Below are 13,607 nucleotides of genomic sequence, written 5' to 3'. Positions count from 1 at the left end.
CGCCCGGGTGCCGCGGGGGAGCGGGTGCGGCCGTGCGCGGTGCCCGGATCAGCGGGCGGAGGGGTGAGCGCGTGCTCCGGCGGGTGCGGCCTGGTGGTCAGCGCCGCGAGGAGGGTGTGCGGCCGGGTGCGGTCCTGCTCCGGCACCGGCGGCCGGGCCGGCGCGGCCGGGAACGGTTCGCGCCGCGGCGGGTGCGCCGGGTCGGGCAGGCGCAGCTCGGCGAGGTCCTTCCACGTCGAGTGCCGCAGCCCGTCGACGGTGCACCGCACGCGGGCGGAGACCCGGCCGTCGGGGGTGTGCCGCCAGCCGAGCAGCTCGCCGGAGTACCAGATGCCGCGGTGGTGGATCTCCACCGGCTGCGGGTTCCCGACGAACCTGCCCGCCGCCCGATCCGCCGCCACGAGCCGGACTGTAGGCGGGGCGGCCGCGGGGGAGCCGGAGGCGCGCACGCTCCTCCACTCCGGCCGTGGCGGCCCGTCCCACCGTTCACACGGGTCCGTGCAGTCAGCTGCGCGAGGACTGCCGCCGGCGGTCCGACCGGCTCCTGGGGCGCACCGCGCGTGCCTGGACGAGGCCGGTCAGGCGGCGCTCGCCGGGCAGGCGGGTGCGGCGGAGGGCCTGGGCCACGTACTCGCCGAGGAGCGCCCCCGCGGCGAGGGCCAGCCCGACGGTGATCGCCGTCCCGAGCATCGTGATGCCGCCGATCGTGTCGCCCTCGGTGAGCCGGCGCAGGCCGCGGTAGATCGTGAGCCCGGGCAGCAGCGGGATGATGCCGGCGGCGACGTAGACCAGTGCGGGGACCCGCTGCCGGGCGGCGAGCACGAAGCTGCCCAGGCCGATCGCGACGGCCGCCGCCGCCGTCGCCAGCGTGACCGAGAGCCGCGCCTGGTCCAGCCCGACGAACACGGCCCAGCCCAGCGCCCCGGCGGCGGCCGCGGGGGCCAGGGTGCGCCGGGGGGCGTGGTTGGAGACGGCGAAGGAGGCCGAGATCGCGGCGGCGGCGGCGAGCTGGAGCGGGACGTCCGCGAGGCTGCTGGACGGCGGGTCCCACATGGCGACCGGCACGCCCAGCCGCACCCCGATCGACAGGCCGACGGCGACGCCGCTGATGATCCCGGCGGTGAGCAGGAAGGTCTCGAAGGCCCGGGCGCTCGCGGTCACGTAGAAGCCGGTGATCGCGTCGTGCACCGCGCCGACGAGCGTGACACCGGGCAGCAGCAGCACGATCCCGCCGGCCACGACGAGCGAGGGGCGGACGCCGATGTCCACCGCCACCAGGGCCAGCGCCACTGACGTGGCGATCAGCCCGCCGACGGCGTTGAGGAAGAACGTCGGCAGGCCGCGGCGGCCCAGCCGGTCGATGGCGAGGTCGACGAGCACGGTCGCCCCGAACGCGGCTGCGGTCACCGAGGCGCCGGCGCCGAGCAGCACGGCCACCGCGGCGGCGAGCAGCGCCCGGGCGCCCGTCACGACCCACCGCCGGTAGGGCTGGCGGCTCCTCGCGACCGACTCCAGCCGGCGGTCGGCCTCCGCCGGGGTGACCCGGCCCGCGGCCAGGTCACCCACGACGTTGTGGACGGCGGTCGCGCGCGAGTAGTCCAGCTCGCGCCGCTGCACCAGGCGCAACCCGCTGACGGGCCCGGCGTCCTGGGCAGCGTGGCCGGAGACGGTGATCGAGGTGAAGGTGATGTCGCACTCCACCCGCACCAGGCCGCAGGAGCGGGCCACCACCGTGCAGGTGGCGGTCACCTCGGCGGCGCTGGCCCCGGCGGACAGCAGCAGCTCACCCGCCCGGAGGGCCAGGTCGACGGCGCGGTGGGCGTCCTGCATCGGGAGGGGATCCGGTGGCACCCGCCCACGATCCCCGACGCACCGGGGCCCGCGGGGGTGGGCCTCGTCACCCGCGGGAAGATGCAATTTCCGGTGCTTGCTGCAACTCTGGATGATCGTGCCGGCCGACGGGTACCACCCGGCCGGCGGTGCACGCCGGTCGTCGGCCGGCAGTCCCGTCCCCAACTGAAGGAACCGCCCCTCGTGCGAAGAACCTCCGCCGTCTTCTGGGCCTCGCTGGCCGTCGTGCTCCCCTTCATCCTCTGGGGAGCCCTCTCACCCTCGTCGCTGGACTCGGCCGCCGGCGCGGCCCGCTCCTTCGTCGTCGACCGGTTCGGCTGGTTCTACCTGCTGACCGCGACGATCGTGCTGGTCGCCGTCATCGTGCTCGCGGCCACGCGGTGGGGGCGGATCCGGCTGGGTGCCGACACCGACCGGCCGGAGTACAGCACCCGCGCCTGGTTCGCGATGCTGTTCAGCGCCGGGATGGGCATCGGCCTGGTGTTCTGGGGTGTGGCGGAGCCGGTGTCGCACTTCCTCACGCCGCCGACGGCCACCCCGGAGAGCACGGAGGCCGCCCGCGACGCGCTGCGCTACTCCTTCTTCCACTGGGGTCTGCACCCGTGGGGCATCTACGCCGTCCTGGCGCTGGCCCTGGCCTACGCCCGGTTCCGCCGCGGTTGGAAGGCGACCATCAGCGGCGCGCTGCGGCCGGTCCTCGGTGACCGCGTCGACGGCCCGCTCGGCACGGCCGTGGACACCGTCGCCGTCGTCGCCACCGTGTTCGGTGTCGCGACCTCGCTCGGCCTGGGCGCCGCGCAGATCAACGGCGGGCTGAACTCGCTGAGCGACGGCATCGCCATCGGCTCCGGCGTGCAGCTGGCGATCATCGCGGTGGTCACCGTCCTGTTCCTGATCTCCGCGCTGTCCGGCATCAACCGCGGGATCAAGTGGCTCTCGACCGCCAACGTCGTGCTCGCCGTCGCGCTCTTCGCGTTCGTGCTCTTCACCGCGTCCTCCGGCCGGCTGGTGGGCGCGTTCACCACGACCCTCGGCAGCTACTTCGCCGAGCTGCCCACGATGAGCCTGCAGACCGGCCCCTTCGACGCCGAGCGTTCGGAGTGGATCAACGGCTGGACCATCTTCTACTGGGCGTGGTGGATCTCCTGGTCGCCGTTCGTGGCGACGTTCATCGCGCGCATCTCGCGCGGCCGCACCATCCGTGAGTTCGTCGTCGGCGTGCTCGCGGTGCCCACGCTGGTCAGCGGGCTGTGGTTCTCGGTGTTCGGCGGCGCCGGCATCCTCGCCGAGCAGGAGGGCGCCGGGCTCGCGGGCCAGGCGACCGAGCAGCAGCTGTTCGCCCTGCTGGACACCCTGCCCGGCGGCGTGATCGCCGGGATCGGCGCGATGATCCTCATCGTCACCTTCTTCGTGACCAGCGCCGACTCGGCCACCTTCGTGCTCGGCTCGCTGAGCAGCCGTGGCGGTCAGGACCCGGCGCGGGTGGTCAGCGTGATCTGGGGCCTGGTCATCTCCGCCTCCGCCGCCGTCCTGCTCGTCAGCGGGGGCCCGGCCGCCTGGACCGGTGCGGTACCGTGGTGGCACAGCGCGGGGTGGAGCAGCTCGGTAGCTCGCTGGGCTCATAACCCAGAGGTCGCAGGTTCGAATCCTGTCCCCGCTACCAAGCGCAGAGGCCCTGCCTGGATCCTTCCGGATCCGGGCAGGGCCTCTGTCGTAGGCGGCGGACGCCGACCCGCGGAACGCCGGCCGAGGACGTCAGGTGGGTCGGGTCACCCTCGTGGCGTGACCGCCGCGCGGACAGGCTCCACCGGGGTGCCGGCCGTTCCACCGGCGGCCGGTCCCGCCTCGGTGTGGTGGAGCACTGCGCTCCCGGCTCCCGCCGGGCCCTGCGCGTCGGCGGCGGACCGGCCGAGCAGCCAGACGACCAGCAGCACGGTGAAGATGACCACGATGACCCCCACGGCCAGGGTGATCATCCGCCGCCGGGCCGGCTTCCAGCCCCCCATGCGGGACTCCGGGTCGTTCGGTCCACCGTTGCCGCGGTGGTCCCCTCCTGCGCTCATCGGTCCTCCCGGGATGGCCCGGTGCCACGCCAGCGGCTACCGGAGGTCGGGGTGCGGTCTCAGCCCCGGCGAGCGGCCGAAGCACCGGCCCAGCCGACCGCCGCGTACTCCTAGTGTGACGGCAACGGCTGCTGGCGGGACCGCCGCCGCGCGTACCAGTACGCGAGCAGGGCGAGCACCGGCGGGGCGACGACGAGGGACGCCCGGAGCACCCTGATGACGGTGGCGACCGGCGCGCCGATGACCTGCGCGATGACGTCGCTGGCGGCGCCGAGCGACAGCAGCACCGTCACCGTGACGAGCAGCGCCACGAAGGCGACCCGGACGGGCGCGTGGAAGGGGTGCTCGCTGAGGTCCTGCTCGGCGGGGGAGCGCCGCCGGAACAGCGCTTCCAGCAGCGGCCAGAGCAGCGCCGCGCCGCCGAGGGCCGCCGGCAGCAGCACCCCGCCGAGCAGCGGGTTGGTGATCGTCGCGCCGAGCACGGTCACGTCGACGGCCGGGAGCAGCAGGATGGCCCCCTCCATCGGGAACAGGTACCAGTCGGGGTACATGTCGTTGCCGGCCACCCCGGGCAGGAACGGGCCGATGTGCGTCACGTCCCCGAAGGGCACCAGCGTCGCGGCGAGCACCAGCAGCGCGCAGACCAGCGCCACCAGCTGCGCGGCGCGCGACCGGAGGCCGACCCCGGTGGGCACGGCGACCAGCCACCGGCCGTCGGTGTCCCGCCGGCGGGGGAGGACCGTGTGCCGGTGGCGGACCACGAGCCAGAGGTGCGCGGCCAGGCCGAGCAGGAAGGCCACCGGCAGGAGCAGGACGTGCAGCCAGAACAACCGGGCGACGACGTCGTCGACGTCGGGTCCGGCGAACACGAGGTCGGCGAGCTCGGTGCCGACGTAGGGGATGCTCGCCGCGATCGTGTAGCCGATCCGGACGCTGCTGCCGGTGACCACGTCGTAGACCAGGTTCTGCCCCGTCCAGCCGAGGGCGAGGGCGAGGGCGAGCAGGACCAGCCCGACGAGGTAGTTGACGAAGCGGCGCCCCCGGAACGCGCCGGCCAGGAGGACGCGCAGCGCGTGCAGCAGCAGCGCGGCCACGAACAGGTAGCTGGCCGCGCGGTGCACCCGGCGCAGCAGGAGACCCCCCGGCACGTCCTCCTCGATCGTGACCACCGACGAGAACGCGGCGGGCAGCTCCCGTCCGGCGTACAGGGCGGCCGAGCCGTCGTACTCCACGAGCTCGGTGGAGGGTTGGTAGAAGAAGGTCAGCACCACGCCGGTCAGCAGCAGCACCACGAACGCGATCACCGCGACCGGTCCGAGCAGGAACGACCAGTGCGTCGGCACGAACAGCTCGCGCAGCCACCGGGGCCGGGTGGGGACCTCCTGGACGCTCATCCGCGCACCGGCCCGATCGGGGTCGGGAACCCGTCCGTCGCCACGAGGAAGCCGTCGCCGTCGACCCCGAGGGGCAGCTGGGGCAGCGGCCGGGACGCCGGGCCGAACGTCGGCACCGCGCCCCGTGCCGCGTCGAACGTCGCCTGGTGGCACGGGCAGAAGAGGGAGTCGGTGTCCTCCTGGTAGAGGCCCACCGGGCAGCCGGCGTGCGTGCAGATCTTGGAGTACGCGACGATGCGGTCGCCGACCACCCAGTCGAGCACCGTGGGTGGCTGGGCCTCCTGCGTCGCCAGCCGCACGAGCACCACGGCCGAGAGGTCGGCGCGGACCGACCCCTCGGGCCAGACGGTGCCGAACCCACCCACCGGCACGTCGGCGGCACGGATGCGCTGCCCCTCCGCGGTGACCAGGTGCACGCCGCGCCGCCAGGCCGTGACCGGCCCGCCGTCCCGGCCGGACCACGCCAGCAGCCCGACACCGGCCAGCGCGCCGACGCCGAGGCCGCCCAGCCCGCCGAGGACCCACCTCCGGCGCACGGGGGTGGCGACGGCGGCTGCCGCTGCGGTCGCCACGGGGGCGTCGCCCGGGCAGCGCTCGTCCGGCCAGACCAGCTCCCGCGCGACCGGGCCGCGGACCTGCCCCACGACGACGGCCACGGCCAGCAGGGCACCGGTCAGCGCGAGCCCCAGCGCCGACGTCGGCCAGTCCAGGAACACGCCCGCGACGAAGGCCACGAGCAGGGCGGCGGCGACGGCGCCGACGCCGACCGGCACCGGACGGCGCAGGCGGTCCCCGGCGGCGCCGGGACGGACCCCGGTCACGGCCGCGTGCCCCCCGTCTCCTCCGTCTCGTCCACCGGTGGACCGTCCGGCCGCAGGTCCGGCCGCCGGCCGCGCCGGGCGACGACGAAGAGCGTCCCGACGACGGTCAGGGCCAGCAGCGCGGTGAAGACGCCGCCGTACACCCGGCCGATGTCGGACAGGCCCAGCGGCGTGGTCTCGGCGTCGGAGAGGTCCTGCACGTAGGCGGCGATGTCGGCGGCGTCCTGCTCGCTGATCACCTCGTCGCCGAAGCGGGGCATCTCGAAGGGGCCCACGCGGAGGGCCTCCACGATCCCGGTGGGGTCGATCCCGGTGACCTCCGGGGCGATCGTCCCGTCGGCCGAGATGCCGCCGTTCCCGGCGGCGCTGTGGCAGGGCGCGCAGTTGGTCAGCCACAGCGGCTGCCCGCGGCCGGGGTCGCCCGGACCGACCTGGGGTATCCCACCGGTCAGCTCGAACTCCCCGGCCATCCAGGCGACCACCGCTTCCCGCTGCTCGTCGGTGAGCTGCTCCTCGACCGCGCCGACCTCCCGGTGCAGGAGCGGCATCCGCCCCGTCCGGATGACCAGGTCGACGTAGGCGACCGGCAGACCGCGCAGGTCCGGCCCCGCCTCCACCCCGGTGCCGGGGATGCCGCTGCCGTCGTTGTTGTGGCAGATGCCGCAGTACCGCTGGTAGACCGTCCCGCCCTCGGTGAGCTCCGCGGTCCGCGGTGCGGGGGCGGCCTCGACCGGCGCCGTCGCCAGCGTGAGCCCCGCGCACGCCAGGACCAGCGCCAGGACGAGCAGCCAGCGCGCCGGGCGGCGGGCGCTCACGGTGTCCCCAGCGAGTACAGGTAGGCGACGATGGCGTCGACGTCCTCGTCGGTCACGCCCAGGTCGGGCATGAGGTTGCCGGGGTCGATCCGCTGCGGGTCCTGGATCCACGCCTCGAGGTTCTCCCGGGTATGCGGCAGCGTGCCCGCGACCGTCCGCCGCTCGACGATCGTGCCCAGCGGCGGGCCGACCCGCCCCTGCGGGCCGGCGACGCCGGGTACCTGGTGGCAGGAGGCGCAGCCGTACTCGCGCAGCAGCTCCCGCCCGCGCTCGGGGGAGGCCTGGAACTCCCCGTCCCCGCCCGTCGCGTCGGTGCAGGCCGTCAGCCCGGCCGCGGCGGCGACCAGCGCCGCGGCCAGCCGGGCCCGGGGGCCGCGCGGTCGCCCGGTCACCAGCACGGTCCGTACGCGAGGACGGGCGGCAGCGCCAGCACGATGAGGCCGACCGCGAGCAGGTTCATGGTGAGGCCGGTGAGCGCCAGCATCCGGTTGCGCGCGGGGCTGGGCACCGGGTCCCAGGCGCCGGCGGGGGGTGCCTCCTCCGGGTCGCGACGGCGCCGCCACGGCAGCAGCGGCCGGGGCTCCGGGCCCGGGACCGCGGCGGACTCCGGCTGCGGCGGCAGGTGGCGCATCGCCCACCAGGACGCCCAGCTCGCGGCGACGGCCGCACCGGCGAGCAGCACGGTGAGCCCGACGAGGTAGGCGGGGAGGACCGGGCTCTCGGTGGGGCAGGCCACCTCGACGGCCCAGTAGCCGGCCAGCAGGTGCAGCAGCCAGGCCGCGGTGCCGCCACCGACGCCGAACCAGAAGAGGACGGGGCGGCCGGCGGGTCGCCTGGTCTCCGGGGTCGCGGCGGTCACCAGAACCTCGGTGCCAGGTAGAGGGTGGCGGCGACGACGATCCAGGACCAGACGACGAAGTACCAGTAGTGGGCGGCGGTCACCACCATCTCCTGCTCCCGCGGTCGCATGCCGCCGGACCGCACCCGCAGGAGGACCACGCCGAGCCCGAGCAGCGCCAGCACGGCGTTGACGTGGTGGAAGCCGGCGAGGGCGAGGAAGAGGGAGCCGTAGACGTCGCGCTGCGGGTCGATGTCGTTGGCCGAGTAGTCGGCGAACTGCACTGCCAGGAAGGCCGCCCCCAGGGCGAGGGCAGCGGCCAGCGCGGCGGGGCCCCGGCCGTCGCTGCGGCCGGCCCGGGCCGCGAGGTGGACCGCGGCCACCGGGACGGCGCTGAGCACGAGCAGCCCGGTGGCGACCGCCGTCAGCCCCAGCGCGGGGGCCGGGGCCGGGGCGGGCGGCCAGGTGTCGAACCCGTCCCGGAGGTAGAAGTAGGAGAACAGCAGCGCCGCCAGCATCGACACCAGGACCAGCTGGAGCAGCAGCATCCCCCACCACCCGGTGCCCCGGGCGATGTGCGGGGCCGGGCGCGGAGCGGCCTCCCCGGTGTGCCCGCTGGTCCTCACCGCTGGTCCTGCCTGTCCCAGATCCACGCCACCCCGGTGACGACGGCGGCGAGCACACCGGTGAGGGCCAGCGGGTAGACGTCGATCATCGTGCCGATCAGGGCGACGGTGAGCGCGACGGCCATCACCAGCGGCCACCACGACTTCTGCGGCAGGGTGACCAGCTCCTCGGGGGCGGCGTCGAGGACGCTGGTCAGCACGACCTGGCGCACGGGTGCACGCGGCTCGCGCAGCTCGTCCTGCCAGGTGGCCGGGTCGTACCTCGGCCGGAAGGGGCGGGTGTCCCAGAGGGGTGACCGGCTGGCGACCTCGGGGATGCCGCGGAAGTTGTAGGCGGGCGGCGGCGAGGTCGCGTACCAGTCGAGGGTCTCCCCGCCCCAGGGGTCGTCGCCGGCGCGCTCGCCGTAGCGGGCCGAGTGCACCACGTTCCCCAGCGTCATGAGCAGGCCGAGCGTGAGGACGACGGTGCCCCAGGTCGCGATGGACTGCGTGAGCTCCCACCCGGTGCTCTCGGCGTAGGTGTACAGGCGCCGCGGCATGCCCTGGAGACCGGTGATGTGCAGGGGGAAGAACGTCACGTTGAAGCCGATGAAGGTCAGCCAGAACCCGATCGTGCCGAGGCGTTCGTCGAGCAGCCGGCCGGTGATCTTCGGCATCCAGAAGTGGACGGCGGCCAGGACGGGGAAGAGGATCCCGCCGATGAGCACGTAGTGGAAGTGCGCGACGACGAAGTAGCTGTCGTGCGCCTGGGTGTCGAAGGGGACGGAGGCGACCATCACCCCGGTGACCCCGCCGAGGACGAAGATCACGATGAACCCGACGACGTACATCATCGGGGTCTTCCAGACCGCCCGGCCCTGCCAGATCGTGGCGATCCACGCCGAGATCTGGATGGCGCTCGGGATCGGGATGAACAAGCTGGCCACGGAGAAGAAGGCGAGCCCCAGCTGCGGGATCCCGGTGGTGAACATGTGGTGCACCCACACGCCGAACGACAGGATGCCGATGGCGACGGTGGAGACCGCGATCAGGCTGTAGCCGACGATCCGGCTGCGGGCGAAGACGGGCACGATCGTGGAGACGATGCCCAGGCCGGGCAGCAGGATGATGTAGACCTCGGGGTGGCCGAAGAACCAGAAGAGGTGCTGCCAGAGCAGGGACTCCCCGCCGGCCGCCGGGTCGTAGAAGTGCGTGCCGACCTTGCGGTCCAGCTCGAGCAGCACGCTGGCGACCACCAGCGGCGGGAACGCGAAGATGACGGCGATCCCCGTCACCAGCACGTTCCACGCCAGCAGGGGCATCTGGCTGATCTTCATGCCCGGCGCCCGGTAGCGGAGGATCAGCACCACCAGCTCGATCGCGCCCGCGATCGTCGCGATCTCCACGAAGGTCACGCCGAGCAGCCAGAAGTCGATCGAGGAGCTCGGGGAGTACTCGGGGCCGGTGAGCGGGGTGTAGGCGAACCACCCGCCGTCGGGCACCTGGCCGAACAGGAAGCTGCTGTAGAGGAAGATCCCGCCGAGCACGTAGATGTACCAGCCGAACGCGGTGAGCCGTGGGAACGGCAGGTCGCGGGTGCCGAGCATCAGCGGCAGGAAGTACATCGCGAACGCTTCACCCACCGGCACGGCGAAGAGGAACATCATCGTCGTGCCGTGCATGGTGAACAGCTCGTTGTAGGTCTGCGCGTCGAGGAAGGTGCTCTCGGCGCTGCCCAGCTGCCAGCGCATGAGCACCGACTGGATGCCGCCCAGGCCGAAGAAGACGAACGCGGTGACGAGGAAGCGCTGGGCCACCTGCTTGTGGTTGAGCGCGGTGAACCAGCCGGCCGCCCCGGGTTGGGTGGCCCAGGTGGCGGCGAGCCGGTCCTCCGTGGCGGGCGGGTCCTGGAGGGTGGTCACCGCAGGCCCTCCAGGTAGGCCAGCAGCGCCTGCAGGTCCTCGCCCGAGAGGTTGCTCGGCGGCATGCGGACGCCGGACTTGAGCCCCTGCGGGTCGAGGATCCAGCCGGCCAGGTTGCCCCGCGTGTTCTCCAGCATCCCGGCGGCGATGGTGTCGCGCGTCGCCAGGTGGGTCAGGTCCGGCGCGAAGTCCGCGCCCTCGCTGACGTCCTCGATGCGGTGGCACTGGCCGCAGCCGGCGGCCAGGAACACCTCGCGGCCGGCCTCCGCCAGGTCGCTGCCCGGTTCGGCGGGACCCGCCTGCAGGGCGCGCAGGTGCTCGCTGAACTCCTCCTCCTCCTGGGCGACCAGGACGAACTGCATGCGGGCGTGCTGGATGCCGCAGAACTCCGCGCACTCGCCGAGGTACCGGCCGGCCTCGTCGACCTGCAGGGAGAGGACGTTCGTGTGGCCCGGGAACAGGTCGAGCTTCCCGGCCACCGGGGGGATCCAGAGGCTGTGGATCACGTCCGCGGACGTCAGCTCCAGCCGGACCGGCCGGTCGACGGGGACGTGGATCTCGTTCGCCGTCACGACGCCGGCCTCGGGGTAGCGCACCTCCCACCAGAACTGGTGGCCGACGACCTCGACGGTCAGCTCCCCGGGCGGCGCGGGCCGTGAGGTCTGGACGCCGACCACCAGGCTGTAGACGAAGACGATCGGCAGCACGACGACGGGGACGACCACCCCCCACACAGCGATGAACGCCTTGGCGCCGCGGTCGTTCGCCCGCGGTTCCCGGTGCGCGCGGTGCCGCAGCGCCAGCACCAGGAAGACCACGGTGGCCAGCCACAGCAGGCCGCCCAGGACGATCATGAACCAGGTGAGGCCGGCGATCTGCGCCGCCTCGGGACCCACGGGGTCGAGCACCGAGCCCGGCGCCGGTGCCGCCACCGGAGCGGGTTCGGCAGGCACGGTCGCGGACCTCCGGGGCAGGTGGGCGGGAGCGCCTCCCCGGGCGGGCCCGCTGCGGTCCCAGCCGACCCTAGCGGCTCCGCCGTGCCGCACAACTGCACCGTCGCGCCACGCCCGGTGGCACGATCCTGGGCACGATGACCGAGTCCAGCCCCGGCGGAGCGGGCCCGCCCGCGCTGTCCCTCCACGAGGTGGCCTGCCGGTACGGGGGCCGCACCGTGCTCGCCCCCCTCACGCTGCGGCTCGCGCCGGGGGCGGTGTGCGTCGTCGGCGGGGCGAACGGCGCCGGGAAGACCACCCTGCTCCGGATCGCCGCCGGGCTGGTCGAGCCGACGTCGGGCAGCCGCTCGGCCACCGGGCGGGCGCTCTACCTGCGCCCCGGCGCGGGGACGCGCCGCCGGCAGCGGGCGGTGGAGGCCGTGGCCTTCGCCGGTGCCCTGGCCGGGCGGCCGGAGCCGGCCGCCTCCGCAGCGGCGGCCCTGGCGTCCTGCGGGCTCCCCGAGGAGCTGTGGCACCGGGAGGCCGGCCGGCTGTCCGCGGGGCAGCACGCCCGGGTCACCCTCGCCGTCGCCCGCGTCGTCGCCCCGGCGGTGGTCTGCCTGGACGAACCGACGGAGCACCTCGACGCCGAGGGGCGGGCCGCCGTGCGCCGGACGGTGGCCGCGCTGGCCGGGGAGGGCTCGGCGGTGCTCGTCGCGGGTTCGGAGGTCGCCCGGCACCTCGGTGCGGCCGACGCCCGGCTGGAGCTCGCGGCGGGCACCGTGACGGTGCTCGGGTGAGCGGTCGGGGCGCGCGGCGGCAGGACCTCCCCGCCGGCACCCTGCGCACGGTGGCGGTGCTGGTGCGGAGGGACGCGCGAGTCGCCCTGGGCGGCGTCGACGGCTTCGCGTCGGTGCTGCCCTTCGTCGCGGCCGGCGTCGTCCTGGGCGGCCTGGTGCTCGGCCCCGACCCGGCCGCGCTGCGGACCGCGGCACCCGGTCTGGTGTGGCTGCTCGTGCTCACCGCCGCCGTCCCGCTGGCACGGGTGGTCGCCGCGGCCGAGCGGGACGAGGACTCCTGGGACCTGCTGCGCGGCCTGGTCCCGCCCGGGGTGCTGCTCCTGGCCAAGGCGGCCGTCCTCTGGGCGGCGCTGGCGGTCACCTGGGGCACGGGGACCGTCCTCGCCGTCCTCCTGCTCGACGGGGCGGTACCCGTCGCCGGGCTCGCCGCCGCGGTGCTGGGTCTGGTGGGGGTCGCGGCGAGCACGACGGTGTTCGGAGCCCTCCTGGCGGCGTCCGCCCGTGGGGCGGGCCTCCTGGCCGCGCTCGTCCTGCCCGCCGGGCTGCCCGCGTTGCTCGCCGGGACGCAGGCCGCGACCGCCGCCGACCCTCTGCCGTGGCTCGCCCTGCTGGTCGCCTACGACCTGGTCGCCGGGGCGACCGCCTGGGCCGTCTTCCCCTTCCTCCTCGAGGAGTGAGAGGCTGGCCGCGTCCCGCCGACCCAGCCGTCCCCGAGACCTCACGGTCGGGGGGCCGCTCGACAGGAGGAGCGCGCGTGCCCAGGACCCCGGCGCCCGGTGGAGCGCTCCTCCCCGCCGCCGCGGGCGTCGCCTCCGGGATCGCGCTGGTGCTGGCGCTGCTCGTCGCCCCCGAGGACGCGGTGCAGGGGCCCGCGCAGCGGTTGATGTACGTGCACGTCCCCGCCGCCTGGGTCGCCTACCTCGCCTTCGCGACCGTCCTGGTGTGCAGCGTCGCCTACCTCGTGCGCCGTGACCTGCGCTTCGACCGGTGCGCGCAGGCCGCTGCCGAGCTGGGGGTCGGGCTGACCGCGCTGGCCATCGGGCTCGGCATGCTCTGGGGCCGGCCGGTCTGGGGCGTCTGGTGGACCTGGGACGCCCGGCTGGTCACGACGACGGTGCTGCTGCTGGTCTACGTCGCCTACCTGGGCGTGCGCCGGATGGCCGACGACCCGCACGTCGCCGCCCGCCGGTCCGCCGCGGTCGGCGTCGTCGCCTTCCTGAACGTGCCCGTGGTGCACTTCTCGGTCGTGTGGTGGCGGACGCTGCACCAGCCGCCCACCGTGCTCGGCCCCGACGGCAGTCCGCCGATCGACCCGGTCATGGCGTGGGCGCTGGCGGCGGGCGTGGTCGCCTTCACGCTCCTGGCGGTGCTGGTCGTCCGCCGCCGGGTGGCCGGGCTGCGGGCGGCCGGGTCCGAGCCGGCGGCCGTCCCTCCCGCGGACGGCGCCGCGCCGGTCATCACCGTGGTCCCGGGAGGCGGGCGGTGAACGGCCAGCTGGCGGTGGTCCTCGGCTTCCTGCTCACCGCCCTCGTGTGGCTCGCCTACCTGTGGGCCACCCGCCCGGGG

13 protein-coding genes, 1 tRNA gene and 2 pseudogenes are annotated in these 13,607 nt (G+C 74.9%); 5 read left to right on the top strand and 11 right to left on the bottom strand.

Annotated features, from left to right (window positions below):
• Both E9565_RS10870 and E9565_RS10865 read right to left on the bottom strand, forming a co-directional pair.
• Nucleotides 1–401, bottom strand: a pseudogene (locus tag E9565_RS10870) (hypothetical protein); the annotation flags it as partial.
• A 103-nt stretch (nucleotides 402–504) separates the two neighbouring features.
• Nucleotides 505–1,851, bottom strand: coding sequence for a threonine/serine exporter ThrE family protein (locus E9565_RS10865; protein WP_236824787.1), 1,347 nt, complete (start codon nucleotides 1,849–1,851; stop codon nucleotides 505–507).
• Nucleotides 1,852–1,911: 60 nt separating this feature from the next.
• Between E9565_RS10865 and E9565_RS23540 the strand changes: the two are divergent.
• Nucleotides 1,912–3,342 (top strand): annotated as a pseudogene (locus tag E9565_RS23540) (BCCT family transporter); the annotation flags it as partial.
• 95 nt (nucleotides 3,343–3,437) lie between these two features.
• A tRNA-Met gene (locus E9565_RS10845) sits at nucleotides 3,438–3,514 on the top strand.
• A gap of 106 nt (nucleotides 3,515–3,620) precedes the next feature.
• Here the strand turns inward: E9565_RS10845 and E9565_RS10840 are convergent.
• The 9 genes from E9565_RS10840 to coxB all read right to left on the bottom strand — a co-directional run bounded on the left by E9565_RS10840 (nucleotide 3,621) and on the right by coxB (nucleotide 11,262).
• A complete protein-coding gene (locus tag E9565_RS10840; RefSeq protein ID WP_236824783.1) occupies nucleotides 3,621–3,914 on the bottom strand; it encodes a hypothetical protein in 294 nt (97 codons plus the stop codon).
• 110 nt (nucleotides 3,915–4,024) lie between these two features.
• A complete protein-coding gene (locus tag E9565_RS10835) occupies nucleotides 4,025–5,308 on the bottom strand; it encodes a cytochrome b N-terminal domain-containing protein (RefSeq protein WP_236835046.1) in 1,284 nt (427 codons plus the stop codon).
• On the bottom strand, nucleotides 5,305–6,129 hold the full coding sequence (locus tag E9565_RS23215; protein WP_236835044.1) for a ubiquinol-cytochrome c reductase iron-sulfur subunit: 825 nt from the start codon (nucleotides 6,127–6,129) through the stop codon (nucleotides 5,305–5,307). Before E9565_RS23215 ends, E9565_RS10835 begins: the two co-directional genes overlap by 4 nt.
• Complete coding sequence (locus tag E9565_RS10825; RefSeq protein WP_236835042.1) at nucleotides 6,126–6,944, bottom strand: c-type cytochrome; 819 nt, start codon at nucleotides 6,942–6,944, stop codon at nucleotides 6,126–6,128. Before E9565_RS10825 ends, E9565_RS23215 begins: the two co-directional genes overlap by 4 nt.
• Nucleotides 6,941–7,336 (bottom strand): cytochrome c family protein, encoded by a 396-nt coding sequence (locus E9565_RS10820; protein ID WP_236824775.1) that lies wholly within the window; start codon nucleotides 7,334–7,336, stop codon nucleotides 6,941–6,943. Before E9565_RS10820 ends, E9565_RS10825 begins: the two co-directional genes overlap by 4 nt.
• Nucleotides 7,333–7,803, bottom strand: a complete 471-nt coding sequence (locus tag E9565_RS10815) for a hypothetical protein (RefSeq protein ID WP_236835040.1) — start codon at nucleotides 7,801–7,803, stop codon at nucleotides 7,333–7,335. The genes E9565_RS10820 and E9565_RS10815 overlap by 4 nt, the downstream gene beginning before the upstream one ends.
• Complete coding sequence (locus tag E9565_RS10810; RefSeq protein WP_236824773.1) at nucleotides 7,800–8,408, bottom strand: cytochrome c oxidase subunit 3; 609 nt, start codon at nucleotides 8,406–8,408, stop codon at nucleotides 7,800–7,802. Before E9565_RS10810 ends, E9565_RS10815 begins: the two co-directional genes overlap by 4 nt.
• A complete protein-coding gene (gene ctaD, locus E9565_RS10805; RefSeq protein WP_236835038.1) occupies nucleotides 8,405–10,309 on the bottom strand; it encodes a cytochrome c oxidase subunit I in 1,905 nt (634 codons plus the stop codon). The genes E9565_RS10810 and ctaD overlap by 4 nt, the downstream gene beginning before the upstream one ends.
• The gene (gene coxB / locus E9565_RS10800) at nucleotides 10,306–11,262 is read right to left on the bottom strand and encodes a cytochrome c oxidase subunit II (RefSeq protein ID WP_236824771.1); all 957 of its coding nucleotides are present in this window, start codon (nucleotides 11,260–11,262) and stop codon (nucleotides 10,306–10,308) included. Before coxB ends, ctaD begins: the two co-directional genes overlap by 4 nt.
• A gap of 137 nt (nucleotides 11,263–11,399) precedes the next feature.
• On the opposite strand from coxB, the gene E9565_RS10795 reads away from it, so the two are divergent.
• The 3 genes from E9565_RS10795 (at nucleotide 11,400) to ccsA (ending at nucleotide 13,527) form a co-directional block, all read left to right on the top strand.
• The gene (locus tag E9565_RS10795; RefSeq protein WP_236835036.1) at nucleotides 11,400–12,041 is read left to right on the top strand and encodes an ABC transporter ATP-binding protein; all 642 of its coding nucleotides are present in this window, start codon (nucleotides 11,400–11,402) and stop codon (nucleotides 12,039–12,041) included.
• Nucleotides 12,038–12,718, top strand: a complete 681-nt coding sequence (locus E9565_RS10790; protein WP_236835034.1) for a heme exporter protein CcmB — start codon at nucleotides 12,038–12,040, stop codon at nucleotides 12,716–12,718. Before E9565_RS10795 ends, E9565_RS10790 begins: the two co-directional genes overlap by 4 nt.
• A gap of 77 nt (nucleotides 12,719–12,795) precedes the next feature.
• Nucleotides 12,796–13,527: a cytochrome c biogenesis protein CcsA gene (ccsA, locus tag E9565_RS10785; protein WP_236835032.1), complete on the top strand. Its 732-nt coding sequence runs from the start codon at nucleotides 12,796–12,798 to the stop codon at nucleotides 13,525–13,527.
• Nucleotides 13,528–13,607 lie beyond the last annotated feature (80 nt).

Source organism: Blastococcus sp. KM273129 (assembly GCF_021698995.1).
Lineage (GTDB): Bacteria > Actinomycetota > Actinomycetes > Mycobacteriales > Geodermatophilaceae > Blastococcus.
This window is presented reverse-complemented; position numbering and strand designations above follow the sequence as displayed.